Here is a 16,442-nt window from a genome sequence, read left to right on the forward strand (position 1 = left end):
TTCAACGGTCCGACGACAGGTGCTGAGACAGTGCCCGGCGAATCCATCCCAGACGACCTCTGCCCCTCATCCGTTTTTGCCGCGGTTTAGAATTCCCATGACAGCCTCATACGACGCCCTTGAACCCGTGGATGCACCGGCCGAGGGTGGCCTCGCCGCCGCCGATCTCGACGGCAAGCGCGAGGTCAAGCTCCAGGATCTGAAGTCCAAGACGCCGACCGATCTCATCGCTTTCGCCGAAGAGGTCGAGGTCGAGAACGCCTCCACCATGCGCAAGCAGGAGTTGATGTTCGCGATCCTGAAGCAGCTCGCTGCCAAGGACGTCGAGATCATCGGGGCCGGCACAGTGGAAGTGCTGCAGGACGGTTTCGGCTTCCTGCGGTCGTCCGACTCGAACTACCTGCCCGGCCCCGACGACATCTACATCTCGCCGACCCAGATCCGCCGTTTCGGCCTGCGCACGGGCGACACGGTGGAGGGGCCGATCCGGGGTCCGAAGGATGGCGAGCGCTACTTCGCCCTGCTGAAGGTGAACACGATCAACTTCGAGAGCCCGGAGAAGATCAAGCACAAGGTTCACTTCGACAACCTAACGCCGCTGTTCCCGACCCAGCGCTTCAAGCTCGAACTCGACAATCCGCCGAAGAAGGACTTTTCGCCCCGGATCATCGATATCGTCGCCCCCATCGGCAAGGGCCAGCGCGCCCTCATCGTGGCGCCGCCGCGCACGGGCAAGACCGTGCTGATGCAGAACATCGCCCAGTCGATCACCATCAATCACCCGGAATGCTACCTCATCGTGCTGCTCATCGACGAGCGCCCCGAGGAAGTGACCGACATGATCCGCTCGGTGAAGGGCGAAGTCATCGCCTCCACCTTCGACGAGCCGGCGACCCGCCACGTCCAGGTTGCCGAAATGGTGATCGAGAAGGCCAAGCGCCTCGTCGAGCACGGCCGCGACGTTGTCATCCTGCTCGATTCGATCACGCGTCTGGGCCGCGCCTACAACACCGTGGTGCCGTCATCCGGCAAGGTGCTCACGGGCGGCGTCGATGCCAACGCCCTGCAGCGCCCCAAACGCTTCTTCGGCGCGGCGCGCAATATCGAGGAGGGCGGCTCGCTCTCGATCATCGCGACGGCGCTCATCGACACAGGCTCGCGCATGGACGAGGTGATCTTCGAGGAGTTCAAGGGCACGGGCAACTCGGAAATCATTCTCGACCGCAAGGTCTCCGACAAGCGCATCTTCCCGGCCATCGACATCACCCGTTCGGGCACCCGCAAGGAAGAACTGCTGGTCCCACCGGACTCCCTCAAGAAGACCTACGTGCTGCGCCGCATCCTCAACCCGATGGGCGTCACCGACGCCATCGAGTTCCTTATGGACAAGCTGCGCCAGACCAAGAGCAACAACGACTTCTTCGACTCCATGAACACCTGAAGCCCGGGTGCCGGGAGCCGTTTGGGCTCCCGGGCACAGGATTTTTCGTCACGCTCACGATGCGCCTCGTTCCCCTGATGGAACAGATCAGGGTGAACGGGGAAACTGCCTGAACGATCGCATCGCTCTGACCTGCGAAGCCCTTCCTGCGGACCGAAAACCAAGTTGCGCGAACCAGCATCGAAGGGTCGGGACGCGATATTTTCCGGAAAAAACTAAAAATCTTGCCGGCTCATGATTTGTGCCTTCGCTGGCAATTCGCTCATTTCGCACACGCCTGCCGATGGATCATCCAAGCACCATCTTCGCGCCCGCCAGCAGTTACGGCCGATCGGCCATTGCAGTCATCCGGATCAGCGGCTCCGCGTCGGGTGAGAGCCTGATCCGCCTCACGACAGGCCCCCTCCCGCCTCCCCGCCGACTCGTGCTGCGAAGCCTACGTGACCCATCGCAGGACGTGCTCGATCAAGCCCTCGTCGTGTGGATGCCCGGCCCCGGTACCTTCACGGGCGAGGATATGGTTGAACTCCACCTGCATGGTGGCCTCGCCGTCCGTGCCGCCGTTCTACGGGCGCTTGCTGCCTGTCCTGGATGCGAGCCGGCCAAGGTCGGCGAGTTCACGCGCCGCGCTTTTCTCAACGGTCGTCTCGACCTGACGGAAGCCGAAGGCATCGCCGATCTCATCGACGCGGAGACCGAGGCACAGCGGCGCCAGGCCCTACGCCAGCTCGACGGCGCCCTTGGGCGTCAGGTCTCTGAATGGCGCGACCGGATCATCGATCTTCTAGCCGGCGTCGAGGCCGCCCTCGATTTCTCCGACGAAGGCGATGTCGATGACGATGCCCTAGACAACGCTCTGTACGATAAGGCGCGGGCGCTGCGTGATGCCATCGCAAAGGTTCTGGACGATGGGCGCTGCGGTGAACGCCTGCGTGAGGGTTTCACCGTTGTGCTGGCCGGGCCTCCCAATGCGGGCAAATCGACCCTCTTGAATGCTTTGAGCCGGCGCGACGCCGCTATTGTGTCGCCGATCGCCGGCACCACCCGTGACATCATTGAAGTGCGATGCGATCTTGGTGGCCTGCCCGTTCTTCTTATCGATACGGCGGGCTTACGCGACACACAGGATCCCATTGAGATGGAAGGGATCCGGCGCACGCGGGCGCGTATCGCCCAGGCTGACCTCGTGCTGCTCCTCGATCAGGGCGATACGTCCGCCGTTGAGGAGACCCACCCGGCCCCCTCCCCCGCCACCCTGCATATTCGGACCAAGGCGGACTTGTCCCCGCCCTCCCCCTCGAGCGCAATCCTCGCGGTTTCGGCGATTACGGGCGCGGGTCTCGATACGCTGCTCGATGCCATTGCCCGTCGAGCGGCCGATGCAGTGGGGGGCGACAATGCCCTCATCACACGGGAGCGGCATCGGGAAGGACTGACGCGGTGCCGGGACCACCTCGATCGCCTGCTCGAAGGGACGGCACTGCCGGAATTGGCAGCGGAGGATCTTCGGCTGGCCGTTCGAGCCCTCGGCGAAGTCGCGGGGCATGTCGGCGTCGAGGATATCCTCGATCGGTTGTTCTCCGGCTTCTGTATCGGAAAATAAACAGGCTACCGGTTTCACGTGAAAATCCGCGAGAATTGTTGACGCTTCGGCGCCGGTCCGCGTACTCCCCATCCATGCAATCACACGCACAGTCCTATGATGTGATCGTCGTCGGCGGCGGTCACGCGGGCACTGAAGCGGCCGCTGCGGCGGCACGTTTCGGCGCCCGAACGGCCCTGGTGACGCATCAGGCGGCGACCATCGGCGCCATGTCCTGCAACCCTGCCATCGGAGGCCTTGGTAAGGGCCATCTCGTGCGCGAGATCGATGCCCTTGACGGCATCATGGGCCGTGCCGCCGATGCGGGCGGCATTCAGTTCCGCCTCCTTAATCGCCGCAAGGGACCGGCCGTACGCGGACCACGCACGCAAGCTGACCGCAAGCTCTACGCGCGAGCCGTGCAAGCGGCGGTGGCGGAAACCCAGAATCTGGATGTCCTCGAGGGCGAGGTCGCCGATCTCCTCACCGACCAAACCCGTGTCACCGGCGTCGTGCTCGCCGATGGGCGCACCCTACCCTGCGCCGCCGTCGTGCTCACCACGGGCACCTTCCTGCGCGGCCTGATCCATATCGGAGAAATCCAAACTCCGGCCGGCCGCGTCGGTGAGGCGCCTTCCGTCGGTCTCGCTGAGACCCTCGACCGCTATGGCTTTGGGCTCGGCCGCCTGAAAACCGGGACTCCAGCGCGCCTCGACGGCCGCACCATCGATTGGTCCGGCCTCGAAATGCAGTCGGCCGACGCGGACCCGGTGCCGTTCTCGACCCTGACGGATCGGATCACCACGCCCCAGATTCAATGTGGCATCACGCGGACCACGCAGGCTGTACACGATGTGATCCGTGCCAACCTCCATCGCTCGCCGATGTATTCCGGCGGCATCGCCAGTCGCGGGCCGCGCTATTGCCCCTCCATCGAGGACAAGGTGGTCCGGTTCGGTGACCGCGAGGGTCACCAGATCTTTCTCGAACCCGAGGGATTGGACGACCCCACAGTGTATCCCAACGGGATTTCCACGGCCCTGCCGGAGGCAGTCCAACGCGCGGTGATCGCCCTGATCCCGGGCCTGGAGCATGCCGCCATCGTGCGGCCGGGCTACGCGATTGAGTATGATTACGTCGACCCGCGCGAGCTCGACGCGACACTCCAGACCCGGCGCCTGCGAGGCCTGTTCCTGGCAGGCCAGATCAACGGCACCACCGGCTACGAAGAGGCGGCCGGCCAGGGCCTCGTCGCCGGTCTCAACGCAGCCCGGCTCGCCGGCAATACCGCCCTGGCGGTGTTCGACCGTGCCGAATCCTACCTCGGCGTGATGATCGACGATCTGGTCACCCACGGGGTGAGCGAGCCTTACCGCATGTTCACGTCGCGCTCCGAGTATCGGCTGTCCCTCCGGGTGGACAATGCCGACGAGCGTCTGACGCCGCGTGGCATCGCCCTGGGCTGCATCGGATCACAACGGACGGATCATTTCGCCGAGTCGCAAGCAAGCCTGAAGACCGCGCGGGCGCGCCTCGATTCTCTGAGCCTGACACCCGATGGGGCTGCCGCCCACGGCATCCCGCTGAACCGCGACGGCATTCGACGCTCGGCTTTTCAACTCCTGTCCTACCCGAACATCGACTGGTCCCACCTTGTCGCCGTCTGGCCGGACCTCGCCGAGATCCCGGACCGGGTTAGGGACCGTCTCGAAACGGATGCGACATACGCGGTTTACCTCGACCGGCAGCAGGCCGATATCGCGGCCTTCCGACGCGACGAGGCGGTCGCTCTCCCTGTCCGCCTCGATTACGGCGCGATCCCCGGCCTCTCGAATGAGATGCGGACGAAGCTGGAAATCGTGCGACCGTTGACACTCGGCCAAGCCGCCCGGATCGAAGGCGTGACGCCCGCCGCCTTGACCCTCCTGGCCGCCCATGCGCGGCGCGGTGATCGATCGGGGCTCGGCCATGCCAGCTGACGCTGGGCGCGCGAGCGTCCTCACCGCCAACTCTGTTTCACGTGAAACAGCTGAGCGGCTCGATATCTTCGTGGCGCAGCTGCGCCGCTGGCAAACAGTGAAGAACCTCGTGGGGCCGGCGACCTTGAACGAAGTCTGGACCCGGCACGTTGCCGACGCACTCCAGTTAATGGCGATGGCTCCCGAAGCCATCCGGTGGCTCGACCTTGGTTCGGGCGCTGGAATTCCCGGTCTCCTCCTCGCCATCGCCGGGCGTGAGCGTCCGGGATTTCAGGTCAATCTCGTCGAGAGTAACGCCCGCAAATGCGCGTTCCTCATCGAAACAGCCCGTTTAACGGAGGCGCCGGCTACCGTTCACAACGCTCGGATCGAGGATATTATCGCGACCCGAACCGGCACCGAGATCGTCTGCGCTCGGGCCCTCGCCCCCCTCACCCAGCTCCTCGCCTGGGTCGAGCCGCTGTTGAAAACCGGAACCGTCGCGCTTTTTCCCAAGGGGCGTGACGTGCAATCCGAATTGACCGAGGCGGCGCAACGGTGGAAATTCGTTTACGACCTTCTGCCGAGCCGTACCGATTCTGACGCGCGGATCGTCCGCGTCACGGCCCTTTCCCGCGTGGATTCATGACGAGCGCTCCTTCTGACGACTCTTCGGCCGGCGGCACGTCGGACCGCCCCCTGCGCATTCTCGCCCTCGCCAATCAGAAGGGTGGGGTCGGCAAGACCACCACGGCCATCAACCTCGGGACAGCCCTCGCGGCCATCGGCGAGTCGGTCCTGGTGATCGATCTCGATCCACAAGGCAATGCCTCGACGGGCCTCGGCATCGATCGCCGGCATCGCCGGGTGTCGACCTATCACGTGCTCGCGGGTGAGGCCGAACTCGGTGCCGCCTGTGTCGCCACCGCCGTACCCCGCCTCATGGTTGCACCGTCCACCATGGATCTGTTGGGCCTGGAGATGGAGATGGCGACCGCCCAGGATCGGGCGCACCGCCTGCGCAACGTCCTGAAGAGCGTCGGCCACGACGACGCCACGCGTGGCGTGACCTACGTTCTCATCGACTGTCCGCCCTCCCTCAACCTGCTGACGATCAACGCCCTCGCGGCAGCCGATGCGGTGCTGGTCCCCCTGCAATGCGAGTTCTTCGCCCTGGAAGGCCTGAGCCAGCTCCTGCGGACCGTCGAGCAAGTTCGGGGCGCCCTCAACACCCGCCTGACGATCCAGGGCATCGTGCTCACAATGTTCGATCCGCGCAACAACCTCTCGGCCCAGGTCGAGGCCGATGTGCGCAGCTTCATGGGCGACAAGGTCTACGAGACCATGATTCCGCGCAACGTGCGCGTGTCGGAGGCTCCCTCGCACGGCAAGCCGGTCCTGCTCTACGACTTGAAATGCGCCGGGAGCCAAGCGTATCTGCGCCTCGCCTCCGAGATCATCCAGCGCGAGGGGCGTTTGCCCGTCGCGGCCTAAGAAACGAATCAGACGCGTAGCGGAGTCGAGCGGGTGGCAATGGCGGATGATGTGGTGCGGCCCCGGCTGGGACGCGGTCTCGCGGCCCTGATCGGTGATTTCGGCGACGACGGCGGCGATGCGAACAAGGCTCAGGCGCCTCAGCGGAAGGTCGCGGTGGAATTCCTGAGGCCGAACCCGCGCAATCCGCGCCGGCGCTTCAGCGAGACCGATCTCGAGGAACTGGCCGCGTCCATCAAGGTGCGGGGCATCATCCAACCCATCGTGGTGCGGGCCCTGACGGGCGTTCCGGACACCTACGAGATCGTCGCCGGCGAGCGTCGCTGGCGGGCGGCCCAGCGCGCCGGATTGACGGAAGTCCCGGTGGTGACCGTCGAGATCGACGATCGCACCTCCCTCGAATTCGCGATCCTCGAGAACGTCCAACGGACGGACCTCAACGCCATTGAGGAGGCCGCCGGCTACGAGCGGCTGATGAGCGAGTTCCAGTACAACCAGAGCGAGTTGGCCGAGATCATCGGTAAGAGCCGCAGCCATCTCGCCAACACCCTGCGCCTGCTCCAGCTTTCCCCGTCGATCCAGGATCGGGTGGTCGCCGGTGAGATCACGGCGGGCCATGCCCGCGCGTTGTTGGCCGTGAAGGACCCCGAGGGTGTGGCGCGCCGCATCGTCGAGGAGGGGCTGTCCGTGCGCGAGGTCGAGGCCCTCGCCTCCGCCGAGGTGCCGGACGGTGACGCGCCGCGCCCCGGCCGTCCCCGGCGTGGAGCCGAGAAGGACGCGACCCTGCGGTCCCTCGAACAGGCAATGGGCCGCGCCCTCGGTGTTCCCGTCTCGCTGAAGACGAAGTCCGCCGGGACCGGCGAGATTCGGATCCGGTACGAGACGGCCGAGGAACTGGATGGACTCTGCCGCTTGCTGCAGGTCGCCCCGCAGACCTGATCGAGCCGGCCGCCCGGCAGAGGCGGCTGCTCCTCATCCCGTCTATACGGCGCCCGAAATGGGGGCGCCGTATAGAAGAGATCACCGGCGCCGGGCCGCCTCCGAAGCAATGCGCAGCAGCGTGCTCGACGCATTGGCGTGGCTGAGCTCGTGCGACGAGCGGCGGCAAGCCAGGATGGCCTCCTGAAGCAGCTGGATCGCGTGTCGAAGGGCAGGGGGCGACCAACGGGCGAGCTGTGTCTCAACCGTGGCCTTTCGGCGGAAATGCAGGCCTCGCCAATTGCCGACCATCATGCTGGCGCTCTGCCCCTCCCCGGCCAGGCGGGTGCTCAGGAGCGTCAGGGCATGGCGCAAGGCTGAGCCGAGCATCACCGAAGGATCCATGCCCTCGTGGCGGAAGCGTCGGTAATCGCGTTCGACGTCGGCACTGCGACCCGAGAAAGCCGCGTCGATGAGGGTGTTAAGCACGCTGGCGGCGACATCGCTCGTCACGGCCTCGACATCGTCGAGACTGACCGTGTCCTGTCCGCGCGCGTAAAGGGCGAGCTTCTCGATCTCCGACAGGCTGGCGCCGCGATCTCCCCCAAGGCTCGCGGCCAACACGTCGCGGGCTTCGCGGGCGATGCCGAGGCCGTTCTCCTTGAGCGTGCGCTCGATGAGGTCGGCGAGGGTGCGTTCATCGTCCGGATAGCACGGGATCGCCAGGGCCTTGGGCGACTTCTCGCACAGGGTGCGCAGGGGCGCGGATTTGGCCAGATCCCCGGCCTCCACGACGATGCGGGCCTGGGTGATCTCCGCCTTCAGGGCGGCGTCCACGGCGGGCGCGTAGTTGCGGCTGCCCGCCCGGACCCAGATCGTGCGGTTGCCCCCGAACAGCCCGACGGTGCCGGCCTCGTCGGCGAGGCGGCCGGCATCCTGGGCCAGGGTGTCCCCATCGATCTTCACCATGGCGAAGGGGTCGCTCGGATCGGACACGAAGGCTTCGGCGAGGCGCTTTGCGCGCTCGAATACGAGGCCGGTGTCCGGGCCGTAGAGAAGCAACACGGCGATGCGGGGATCGGGCCCACGCCGGATCAGCGCCTCGACGTCGCCTGGCTTGACGGCGGTCATGGGCGATGGCCCATCAGGGCTTCGTCACCAGAACGGAGGCGATGCGGGTCTTGATCTGCTCGGCCAGCACCTTGGCGAGGCGGATCTCAGCATCACGCGCGGCCCGCAGGGAGGCGAAACGCTGAACCGAACGATCGTAGGTCGCCGTCGAGGTGGCGACGCCCTCGCTGATGATCTTGGTGCCGTCGAGGTTCTCCAGGGAGTACTTCACGTTGGCGATGATGGTGCCCGCCTCGGCGCGTCCGGTCTGGGACGACACGATGGGGGTCTGCACCGTCTCACTGCCCTGCATCTTGAGGCGATAGCGTTTGGTCGAGGGCTGCCCCGAGCCGTCGAGATCGAAGATCAGTTCGCTGCGCAGGTAATGCCCGATGCGCTCCTGACCTTGAGCCATCCTGATATCGTCGACCTCCACCGAGGCCAGGAGAGCGGCCATGGGCTCGCCTGAGGCGGTGGGGCCGTAGAGGGGTCGGAAGCACGCCGACAGATCGAGGGCAAGGGCGCAGACGAGTGCCACGCGTACCGCCCGGCGTGCGAGGCCGTTGCGCTCCGTCCCGATTGCCAAACGCATCATTCCGCGGTTCCGAATGCTCGGTGCCCTTCTCCGAGACGCCCGTGATGCCATCGTTCCCGTGAGAAGAACGAGGCACCGAACGGGAGCGTCATTGGGCACGTTCAGGCCCGCTTTGTACGGCGAACCCGGGCCCGCCGTCACCTTAAATGCACCAGAGTTTACGTTTCGTCTCCGGCACGTTCTCCATTCTAGACGACGAGGTTCACGATCCGGCCCGGGACCACGATCACCTTCTTGGGCGCACGCCCTTCGAGGGCCTTCTGCACGGCCTCGTCCGCCAGGGTCAGGCGCTCGACCTCGACCTTGTCGGCCTCGCGCGGCACGGTCACGTCCGCCCGTTTCTTTCCGTTGAGCTGGACGGGGAGGGTGATGGAATCCTCGACGAGAAGGCTGCGGTCCGCCACCGGCCACGCGGCCTGCGCGGCGAGCCCTTCACGGCCCAGTGCCTGCCAGCATTCCTCGGCGAGATGCGGCATCATCGGCGCCACGAGCAGGGTGAGAATACCGGCGGCCTCCCGCGCCACGCCCGCCTCGACACCGCCGCGCAGGGCCTCGTCGAGGGCGTTGGCGAGGGTATAGATGTGCGCCACGCAGCGATTAAAGCGCAGGCGCTCCACATCCTCCTCGACGGAGGCCAGGGCCTTGTGCGCGGCCTTGCGCAGGCCGGCATCGTTGGCGCTCGCACCACCCGTGGTGGCGGCCGCGAGGGAGACGAGGCGCCAGACACGCTGCACGAAGCGGGCGGCACCCTGGACGCCGTCCTCGGTCCAGATCACGTCGCGCTCGGGCGGCGAGTCCGAGAGCATGAACCAGCGGGCCGTATCTGCGCCGTAGCTCGCGATGATGTCGTCTGGATCGACGACGTTCTTCTTTGATTTCGACATCTTCTCGATGGCACCGATGGTGATCGGCGCATCGGTTTTCACGTGGAACGCCTGTCGCTCTCCAGCCTCGGCCGTGATCCGGATGTCCGCCGGCTGAACCCAGGCGCCGGCCGCATCCTTATAGGTCTCGTGGACCACCATCCCCTGCGTGAACAGGCCGTCGAAAGGCTCGGAAACACCCGACCACCCAGTGACCTGCATCGCCCGCATGAAGAAGCGTGCGTAGAGCAGGTGCAGGATCGCGTGCTCGATGCCGCCGATATACTGGTCGACCGCGAGCCACTGATCCACGGCCTTCCGATCCGTGGGCGCATCCTGCAGCCACGGCGCGGTGAAGCGCGCGTAGTACCAGGACGAATCCACGAACGTGTCCATGGTGTCGGTCTCGCGCCGGGCGGGCGCACCGCAGGTGGGGCAGGGGACGTTGCGCCAGGCGTGGTCGCACTCCAGCGGATTGCCGGGCACGTCGAACGAAACCTCGTCCGGCAGCTTCACCGGCAGGTCGGCGACGGGCACGGCTACGGGGCCGCAGGCGTCGCAGTGAATGATCGGGATCGGGCAGCCCCAGTAGCGCTGGCGCGAGACGCCCCAGTCGCGCAGCCGGAACTGCACCTTTCGCGATGCCACCGGAGTCCCGGCGAGCACCTCGGCCTCGAGGCGATTCGCCACCGCGTCGAACGCCTCGGCCGGCGTCATGTCGTCGAGGAAGCGCGAATTGATCATCCGCCCGTCGCCGTCATAGGCCGTGTCGGTGATGACGAAAGTCGCCGCATCCTCTGTTTCGGGGCAGACCACGGGCGTATTTCCGAGACCGTACTTGTTGGCGAAATCGAGATCGCGCTGGTCGTGGGCAGGGCAGCCGAACACCGCACCCGTGCCGTAATCCATGAGCACGAAGTTCGCGACGTAGACGGGCAGCAGCCAGGACGGATCGAGGGGGTGACGAACCTTGAGGCCCGTGTCGAACCCGAGTTTTTCGGCCGTATCGATGGCGGCCTGCGCGGTGCCCGTGCGGCGGCACTCCTCGATGAAGCTCTGCAAACCGGGACGCGATGACGCGAGGCTCGCGGCAATCGGGTGATCGGCCGCGATGGCGAGGAACTTCGCCCCGAACAGGGTGTCGGGCCGGGTGGTGTAGACCTTCACATCGGGCGCGATGCCGGGGGGAGGGGCCTCCACGACGAAGCGGACCTCCAGCCCCTCGGAGCGGCCGATCCAGTTCTTCTGCATGACCCGCACCTTCTCGGGCCACCGCTCCAAGCCATCGAGGGCGTCGTAGAGGTCCTGGGCGAAGTCGGTGATCTTGAAGAACCATTGAGTCAGCTCGCGCTGCTCCACCAGGGCGCCGGAGCGCCAGCCGCGCCCATCGATCACCTGCTCGTTGGCCAGCACCGTGTGGTCCACGGGGTCCCAGTTCACCTTGGCGGTGCGGCGGGTGACGAGGCCCTTCTCGAGGAAATCGAGGAACATGCGCTGCTGGTGCTTGTAGTAGTCTGGATCGCAGGTCGCGATCTCGCGGCTCCAGTCCAGCGACAGCCCCATGGATTGGAGCTGGCCGCGCATGGTGGCGATGTTGGCATAGGTCCAGTCGCGCGGGTTGACCTTGCGTTCCATGGCGGCGTTCTCGGCCGGCAGACCGAAGGCGTCCCAGCCCATGGGATGCAGCACGTTGAAACCGCGTGCGCGCTTGTAGCGAGCCACGACATCGCCCATGGCATAGTTGCGCACGTGCCCCATGTGGATGCGTCCCGACGGGTAGGGGAACATCTCCAGCACGTAGTATTTCGGTCGGGTGTCGTCGTTCTTGGTGGCGTAGATCCCGGCCGCCTCCCAGGCCTGCTGCCAGCGTGGCTCGGTCTCCTTGGCGTTGTAGCGCTCGGGGGCGACGGGGCGGGCCGGGGCGGAGGTGTCAGGGGAGGTCATACCGGGGCGCTGTCCAAGTGAGGAGCGGGCGGCGGAGGGCACGCCCGGAAGGGGTTGGCCGCCGGACTACCACGCGGCGTTCCCCGGTCAACACGAACGCCCGCGTGGAAGCCGTGCCTTGCGGCGCGCGTTCGGAGTGGTAGTCGGGACGGACAGCCCTTTCCCCTTTGCGAGACCGACCCCCATGGCAGACGCTCATCTCGAGTATGCCCACCCGAACCCCGCCGACGTCGTCGCCGGCCTCACGGCCGTGCGGGACAGGATCCGCCAGGCGGCCGAGGATTCGGAGCGCGATCCGGCCGAGATCGCCCTCGTGGCCGTCTCGAAACGCATCGCCGCCGACGGCATCCTGCCGGCCCTGGAAGCAGGGCATCGGGTGTTCGGCGAGAACTACGTTCAGGAATCGAAGGCGAAGTGGCCGGCCCTGCGGGAACGCTTCCCGGACGTGGAATTGCACCTCGTTGGTCCGCTTCAATCGAACAAAGCCCGCGAGGCCGTGGAGCTGTTCGACGTGATCCACGGCCTGGACCGGCTATCTCTGGCCGCGGCCCTCGCCAAGGAGATCGACCGGACCGGGCGGACCCCGAAGCTCCTGATCCAGGTCAACACCGGCGACGAACCGCAGAAGGGAGGCGTCGTGCCGGCTCAGGTCGACACACTGCTCTCCGAGTGTCGCGACACCCATGGGCTCGCGATCAACGGCCTCATGTGCATTCCGCCAGCGGAGGATCCGCCCTCGGCGCATTTCGCGCTGCTCGCCGATATCGCGGCGCGCCACAACCTGCCGATCCTGTCCATGGGGATGAGCGCGGATTATCCGGCTGCGATCCAGATGGGTGCCACCCATGTCCGCGTCGGTACCGCCATCTTCGGCGCCAGACCGTCCCGGGCTCCGTAGGAGAACCGTCAGATTGTTTCTACGACCCGGGCCATGGCGGCGCGCAGGGCCAAGGCTTCGGCGGTTCCATAGCCGCGCTCGAACGCCGCCTGCGCCCCCTGCCACAGGGGCAACGCGACGGCGAAGCGTTCGGCGCCGGCCGGCGTGAGCGAGAGTTGCCGGGTGCGGGCATCCCGGCCGGCGGCCATCGCTACGAGCCCGTCCCGTTCGAGGGGCCGAAGCGCGCGCCCGAGGGTCGTGCGATCCACCACGAGACAAGCCGCGAGGGCGTTGATCGACATCGGTCCATCGCGATGGAGGCGGGCCAGGATTGGGTACTGGGTCGCCCGCAGACCCACCGGCGCAAGATGCCTGTCATAGAATTGCGTCAGTTGCCGCGCGCCTTGCCGAACGGCGAGGCAGGTACAAACGGTGGCGGGCATGGGCTTCGTGATCACGGCCCTCTCCGGATCATCGCGTGAGCGCAGCACATGACCCTTGAATAAAGCGCGCATACACCCCTATTCAAGAGCGACACGACGGACATCTCCTCCCGAAACTCGAGTGATCCATGGCCTCGCCGGCCTCTTCCCCCTCTTTGACGCCATATGCAATTAAAAGCTGTGCAACGACGCTACCCGATCCGCATCAGGGTCTGCGGCCCGAGCCGACGCAGGAGCCTGGCGAGATCCGCGCGCTTGAGCGCCACGCACCCCTCCGTCGGGGTGTAACCCGGGCGGGCGCAGTGGAAGAAGATCGCCGACCCGAGGCGAGGGCGGATCGGTCCACGGTTGTAGTCGAGGTCGATCACCAGATCGTAGAGGCCGTCATCGCGCCACATCCGCTCCGTGCTGACCGCACAGGGCAGTGTGACGGGCCGGTTGTAGCGCCGGTCACCCGACGCGTCGCACCAGCCGTCACTCGGCCGCGTCGGGCGCATGGGCAGGGCGGTGGGAGGCCGGACCGCGAAGACATCCGGACGATAGGCGCCTCCCCGCAGCCGGAAACTGCCCCGGGGCGACCCACCGTCGCCCTCGCACTTACGCTGAACCATCCCGGCGCGACCGAGAGCGCAGGGCATGACAGTGGAACCGGCCAGAACCTGTCCCCGGGTGCGGTCGGTCACGAGGGTCCGGACCCGCAGCCGCGAAAGCGTCGTTCGTTTCATGGGGCGCCTTATCGCCCGAGATGGAGCCGGATACCACTGGTCGGGTTCCCAGGGCGCCTCGTGTTCCACCGCACAGCAGAATTGAAATTTTAAGCAGGCGTCAGCCGTTTTCCAACATACTATGGATGGCATGCCCTCCTTTCTCAAAGAATTCGCTTTTCGAGGATCGACTTAACCCGATCCTCTCTGCCTGAGGTGTTCGTTATTTTGAATACCTCGATCCTCTTCTCCAACCGCGGAACACGCGAGAGGCGTGATCTCGGTTCCTGCGCGAAAGTCCTCTGGTCGATGCCCAATACCCATCGCCTGCTCATCTGCGACGATGATGCTTCGTTGCGAGAAACCTTGGCGGAGCAGCTCGATCTCTACGAAGAGTTCCGAGTGGTCGGCATCGGTGACGGCGGCGGCGCCATCGCTTGCGTGAACGAAGACCGGATCGACCTGGCGGTCATGGATGTCGGGCTGCCGGACATGGACGGTCGCGAAGCCGTGCGCACCATGCGTCGCAACGGGTATCGCGGACCGGTCATTATGCTGACGGGCCAGGACTCGGAGGACGACACCGTCGAGGGGCTGGAAGCCGGCGCCAACGACTACGTGACCAAGCCGTTCAAGTTCGCCGTCCTCCTCGCGCGCATCCGGGCGCACCTGCGCAGCCACGAGGCCAGCGAGGACGCGGTCTTCCAGATCGGGCCCTACACGTTCCGCCCCGGCGCGAAACTTCTCGTGGACGAACGCGGATCAAAACTGAAGCTCACGGAGAAGGAGACGGCGATCCTGCGCTTCCTCTACCGCGCCGGATGCGCCGTGGTGGGCCGGGACACGCTGCTCGCCGAAGTTTGGGGATACAACGCCCAGGTGACCACCCATACCCTCGAGACGCACATCTATCGCCTGCGCCAGAAGATCGAACCGAACCCCGCTCTCGCGACGATTCTCGTGACAGAGGGCGGCGGCTACAAGTTGCTGCCGTAGCGTATCGCGACAGCCGAGCTTGCGCTACGCTCGCACCGGGGACGCGAGAGGGCGGGACGGGTGAGGCTCGACGACGACATCGCGATCCTGCTTCGTACGCCTCTCTTCGGATTCCTCGGCCAGGATGTCCTGCGCCTCCTCTCCTTCGCGGCCGAGCGGCGCAGTCTGGCTCCGGGCGAGCAGTTGTTCGCGCGGGGGGACGCCTCGAATGGCGGCTTCGTCGTGCTGTCGGGCACCCTCGCCCTCGCGCCACGCGTGGCCGGTGGCGAGACGGTGACGGTCGGCCCCTCGACCGTCATCGGTCGCCTCGCCCTGATCCTGCCCGGCGAACGGCCGACGGACGCCCATGCGGTGACGGCGGCGGAGGTGCTGCGCATCCCGCCCCTCGTCCTGCGGCGGGTGCTGGCGGAATTTCCCAAGGCGGCCCAGGCGATCCACGACGAACTCGCGAACGACCTGACGGGCCTCGCGCGCGACCTCGACGGCGTGCGCACGCGCCTGGAGGCCGCGGCCCCCAGAACCCGGTCCGTGCCGGAAACGGAGTCGGTCGTTCAAGGTGACAGCGCAGGCGGGCTTTTGTAAGCACGGGTCCGTCGTCCCAGCCCGGAAAGCCGCCATGTCCCACGCCGACCTCGCCACCACCATCGAGACCGCCTGGGAGGAGCGCGCCGGCATCGACACCGGCACCAAGGGTGCCGTGCGCGACGCCGTCGAGCATGCCCTCGATCTCCTCGATTCCGGCAAGGCCCGTGTCGCCGAGAAAGTGGGGGACGATTGGCAGGTCAACCAGTGGCTCAAGAAGGCCGTTCTGCTGTCCTTCCGCCTCAACGACATGGAAATCATCCATGGCGGCCCCGAGGGGGCGACGTGGTGGGACAAGGTCCCGTCCAAGTTCGAGGGCTGGAAGAAGAAGCATTTTCGCGAGGCTGGCTTCCGGGCAGTGCCCGGCTGCGTCGTGCGGCGCGGCTCCTACATCGCGCCGGGCGCGGTGCTGATGCCCTCCTTCATCAACCTCGGCGCCCATGTGGGCGAGGGCACCATGGTGGACACCTGGGTCACCATCGGCTCCTGTGCGCAGGTGGGGAAGAACTGCCACATCTCCGGCGGAGCCGGCATCGCCGGCGTGCTGGAGCCCTTGCAGGCCAACCCGGTGATCATCGAAGACAACTGTTTCATCGGCGCCCGCGCCGAGGTCGCCGAGGGCGTCATCGTCGGCGAGGGCAGCGTGCTCTCCATGGGCGTCTATATCGGAGCCTCCACCAAGATCATCGACCGCTCGACGGGCGAGGTCATGTACGGTCGCGTGCCGCCCTATTCCGTCGTCGTCTCGGGCACCACGCCCGGCAAGGATCTGCCGGACGGCACGCCGGGGCCGGGCCTCTACTGCGCCGTCATCGTCAAGCGCGTCGATGCCGGCACCCGCTCGAAGACCGCCATCAACGAGCTGCTCCGCACCTGACGCCGCCCGTGTCACCGGTCGGGGCGGCGGAAAGATTCCCTGCCCCGACGATGGTCCC

15 protein-coding genes are annotated in these 16,442 nt (G+C 66.3%); 10 read left to right on the forward strand and 5 right to left on the reverse strand.

The window, feature by feature from the left end; genetic code table 11:
* The first annotated feature begins 97 nt into the window (after positions 1–97).
* The 6 genes from rho (at position 98) to MFF01_RS00700 (ending at position 7,414) form a co-directional block, all read left to right on the forward strand.
* Entirely contained in the window at positions 98–1,441 is a 1,344-nt protein-coding gene (gene rho, locus MFF01_RS00675) for a transcription termination factor Rho (protein ID WP_238221193.1), read from the forward strand.
* A gap of 283 nt (positions 1,442–1,724) precedes the next feature.
* On the forward strand, positions 1,725–3,044 hold the full coding sequence (gene mnmE / locus MFF01_RS00680) for a tRNA uridine-5-carboxymethylaminomethyl(34) synthesis GTPase MnmE (protein WP_238221194.1): 1,320 nt from the start codon (positions 1,725–1,727) through the stop codon (positions 3,042–3,044).
* Between the two features lie 74 nt (positions 3,045–3,118).
* On the forward strand, positions 3,119–5,002 hold the full coding sequence (mnmG, locus tag MFF01_RS00685; protein WP_238221195.1) for a tRNA uridine-5-carboxymethylaminomethyl(34) synthesis enzyme MnmG: 1,884 nt from the start codon (positions 3,119–3,121) through the stop codon (positions 5,000–5,002).
* Positions 4,992–5,630 (forward strand): 16S rRNA (guanine(527)-N(7))-methyltransferase RsmG, encoded by a 639-nt coding sequence (gene rsmG / locus MFF01_RS00690; protein WP_238221596.1) that lies wholly within the window; start codon positions 4,992–4,994, stop codon positions 5,628–5,630. The genes mnmG and rsmG overlap by 11 nt, the downstream gene beginning before the upstream one ends.
* On the forward strand, positions 5,627–6,475 hold the full coding sequence (locus MFF01_RS00695) for a ParA family protein (protein WP_238221196.1): 849 nt from the start codon (positions 5,627–5,629) through the stop codon (positions 6,473–6,475). Before rsmG ends, MFF01_RS00695 begins: the two co-directional genes overlap by 4 nt.
* 39 nt (positions 6,476–6,514) lie before the next feature.
* Positions 6,515–7,414: a ParB/RepB/Spo0J family partition protein gene (locus MFF01_RS00700; RefSeq protein ID WP_238221598.1), complete on the forward strand. Its 900-nt coding sequence runs from the start codon at positions 6,515–6,517 to the stop codon at positions 7,412–7,414.
* 81 nt (positions 7,415–7,495) lie between these two features.
* Here the strand turns inward: MFF01_RS00700 and holA are convergent, their stop codons facing one another.
* The 3 genes from holA to leuS all read right to left on the reverse strand — a co-directional run bounded on the left by holA (position 7,496) and on the right by leuS (position 11,905).
* Positions 7,496–8,524 carry a DNA polymerase III subunit delta gene (gene holA, locus MFF01_RS00705; RefSeq protein ID WP_238221197.1) on the reverse strand — a complete coding sequence of 343 codons (1,029 nt, stop codon included), beginning with the start codon at positions 8,522–8,524 and terminating at the stop codon, positions 7,496–7,498.
* Between the two features lie 13 nt (positions 8,525–8,537).
* The gene (gene lptE, locus MFF01_RS00710; RefSeq protein ID WP_373319576.1) at positions 8,538–9,098 is read right to left on the reverse strand and encodes an LPS assembly lipoprotein LptE; all 561 of its coding nucleotides are present in this window, start codon (positions 9,096–9,098) and stop codon (positions 8,538–8,540) included.
* 188 nt (positions 9,099–9,286) lie between these two features.
* Complete coding sequence (leuS, locus tag MFF01_RS00715; RefSeq protein WP_238221198.1) at positions 9,287–11,905, reverse strand: leucine--tRNA ligase; 2,619 nt, start codon at positions 11,903–11,905, stop codon at positions 9,287–9,289.
* 184 nt (positions 11,906–12,089) lie between these two features.
* Between leuS and MFF01_RS00720 the strand changes: the two genes are divergently transcribed.
* Positions 12,090–12,803: a YggS family pyridoxal phosphate-dependent enzyme gene (locus MFF01_RS00720; protein ID WP_238221199.1), complete on the forward strand. Its 714-nt coding sequence runs from the start codon at positions 12,090–12,092 to the stop codon at positions 12,801–12,803.
* An 8-nt stretch (positions 12,804–12,811) separates the two neighbouring features.
* On the opposite strand, the gene MFF01_RS00725 is transcribed toward MFF01_RS00720, so the two are convergent.
* Entirely contained in the window at positions 12,812–13,240 is a 429-nt protein-coding gene (locus tag MFF01_RS00725; RefSeq protein ID WP_238221200.1) for a MarR family winged helix-turn-helix transcriptional regulator, read from the reverse strand.
* Positions 13,241–13,416: 176 nt separating this feature from the next.
* Positions 13,417–13,950, reverse strand: a complete 534-nt coding sequence (locus MFF01_RS00730) for a L,D-transpeptidase family protein (RefSeq protein ID WP_238221201.1) — start codon at positions 13,948–13,950, stop codon at positions 13,417–13,419.
* Between the two features lie 288 nt (positions 13,951–14,238).
* Here MFF01_RS00730 and MFF01_RS00735 point away from each other — a divergent pair, with 288 nt between their 5' ends.
* From MFF01_RS00735 to dapD, 3 genes are read left to right on the forward strand one after another with little or no spacing between them, the layout of a single operon-like run.
* The gene (locus MFF01_RS00735; protein WP_238221607.1) at positions 14,239–14,925 is read left to right on the forward strand and encodes a response regulator transcription factor; all 687 of its coding nucleotides are present in this window, start codon (positions 14,239–14,241) and stop codon (positions 14,923–14,925) included.
* A 60-nt stretch (positions 14,926–14,985) separates the two neighbouring features.
* Positions 14,986–15,507 carry a Crp/Fnr family transcriptional regulator gene (locus tag MFF01_RS00740; protein WP_238221202.1) on the forward strand — a complete coding sequence of 174 codons (522 nt, stop codon included), beginning with the start codon at positions 14,986–14,988 and terminating at the stop codon, positions 15,505–15,507.
* 34 nt (positions 15,508–15,541) lie between these two features.
* Positions 15,542–16,384: a 2,3,4,5-tetrahydropyridine-2,6-dicarboxylate N-succinyltransferase gene (gene dapD / locus MFF01_RS00745; protein ID WP_238221203.1), complete on the forward strand. Its 843-nt coding sequence runs from the start codon at positions 15,542–15,544 to the stop codon at positions 16,382–16,384.
* The last annotated feature ends 58 nt before the right edge of the window (positions 16,385–16,442 follow it).

It is taken from the genome of Methylobacterium adhaesivum (assembly GCF_022179065.1).
In the GTDB taxonomy this organism is placed as follows: Bacteria; Pseudomonadota; Alphaproteobacteria; order Rhizobiales; family Beijerinckiaceae; genus Methylobacterium; species Methylobacterium adhaesivum.

Excerpts from the sequence above, each read along its gene's own strand:
- leuS (WP_238221198.1), bottom strand. The coding sequence starts at position 11,905 with ATGACCTCCCCTGACACCTCCGCCCCGGCCCGCCCCGTCGCCCCCGAG.
- MFF01_RS00720 (WP_238221199.1), top strand. The coding sequence starts at position 12,090 with ATGGCAGACGCTCATCTCGAGTATGCCCACCCGAACCCCGCCGACGTC.
- mnmE (WP_238221194.1), top strand. The coding sequence starts at position 1,725 with ATGGATCATCCAAGCACCATCTTCGCGCCCGCCAGCAGTTACGGCCGA.
- MFF01_RS00735 (WP_238221607.1), top strand. The coding sequence starts at position 14,239 with ATGCCCAATACCCATCGCCTGCTCATCTGCGACGATGATGCTTCGTTG.
- rho (WP_238221193.1), top strand. The coding sequence starts at position 98 with ATGACAGCCTCATACGACGCCCTTGAACCCGTGGATGCACCGGCCGAG.
- dapD (WP_238221203.1), top strand. The coding sequence starts at position 15,542 with ATGTCCCACGCCGACCTCGCCACCACCATCGAGACCGCCTGGGAGGAG.
- MFF01_RS00695 (WP_238221196.1), top strand. The coding sequence starts at position 5,627 with ATGACGAGCGCTCCTTCTGACGACTCTTCGGCCGGCGGCACGTCGGAC.
- holA (WP_238221197.1), bottom strand. The coding sequence starts at position 8,524 with ATGACCGCCGTCAAGCCAGGCGACGTCGAGGCGCTGATCCGGCGTGGG.
- mnmG (WP_238221195.1), top strand. The coding sequence starts at position 3,119 with ATGCAATCACACGCACAGTCCTATGATGTGATCGTCGTCGGCGGCGGT.
- MFF01_RS00700 (WP_238221598.1), top strand. The coding sequence starts at position 6,515 with ATGGCGGATGATGTGGTGCGGCCCCGGCTGGGACGCGGTCTCGCGGCC.
- rsmG (WP_238221596.1), top strand. The coding sequence starts at position 4,992 with ATGCCAGCTGACGCTGGGCGCGCGAGCGTCCTCACCGCCAACTCTGTT.
- lptE (WP_373319576.1), bottom strand. The coding sequence starts at position 9,098 with ATGATGCGTTTGGCAATCGGGACGGAGCGCAACGGCCTCGCACGCCGG.
- MFF01_RS00730 (WP_238221201.1), bottom strand. The coding sequence starts at position 13,950 with ATGAAACGAACGACGCTTTCGCGGCTGCGGGTCCGGACCCTCGTGACC.